This is a genomic window from Vibrio sp. L85, assembly GCF_963871815.1.
GTDB classification, from domain to species: domain Bacteria; phylum Pseudomonadota; class Gammaproteobacteria; order Enterobacterales; family Vibrionaceae; genus Vibrio; species Vibrio harveyi.
The window spans coordinates 1-849 of record NZ_CAWMYL010000042.1; the positions used below are offsets into that span (position 1 = coordinate 1).

Sequence of the window (849 nt, forward strand, 5' to 3'; positions counted from 1 at the left end):
CGAGCACTAGCTTTGTATCGTGACAATATTGATGACGAAGAATTAATAAAGATAATTAATAAAATGAACTAGCTGTATTACACATGTAATACATAAGCAATAAAGCATCCTTATGTGTCTACACCAAACGTAGTTTACATTTTTGGTGTGTGCTCAAAGAGTGGGTGGTGCGAATTGCTGATTGTCGGTACTTGCGGAGGGAGAATCGCTTTGATGCGCTAGCCCGTACACATAATTTGCATAATGCGAATAAAAAGCCACTCATGGGAGTGGCTTGAGCTTTATTCGCTATCAGGAGTTCTAAATATTTGTTCCCACTTTCTTCCAGATGTACTTGTAGGTGGTGCGTATTCATTATCTCTAATGGTACAATATTTTTTATAACGATATTTTACAGTTTCTGTACCCGCGTATAGTTCGACTTCCTGAAATGAGCCGCCATCTCTTCCTACTTTTTCCTTGGGTCCAACAATTAAAGCCATCGTAGCTTCTCCGGTTCATAAGTCTCTAACCATTAAAGACTTTTCCTTTCTCATATGAAATTGGAGCAATATCAATATATTCAAGGGTTAATTACGAACAATTATGTGATGTCGAACCTCAAATCCCGTTTATGTCCACAATAACAACTTCTCTTTGAAATGAAATATTGGATTTTATGTGTGTTACACATGTAATGCATTGATGTTTTTAGTTGTTCTGTATTGTATGTATTACACATGTAATACAGTAATGGCCTGCTATGAAAACCAAAGTTATTAGTGCAGCAAATCAAAAATGTGGGGGAAGGAAAACGACTAATCTTGTAAACTTAGGTGCAGAGCTGGCGCGAAAAAGAAAAGTTCTTGT

General features: G+C 36.7%; 1 protein-coding gene. It reads right to left on the bottom strand.

What is annotated here, in order from left to right:
- Positions 1-281: 281 nt before the first annotated feature.
- Positions 282-482 carry a hypothetical protein gene (locus AACR11_RS07260; RefSeq protein WP_017191052.1) on the bottom strand — a complete coding sequence of 67 codons (201 nt, stop codon included), beginning with the start codon at positions 480-482 and terminating at the stop codon, positions 282-284.
- Between the last annotated feature and the right edge of the window lie 367 nt (positions 483-849).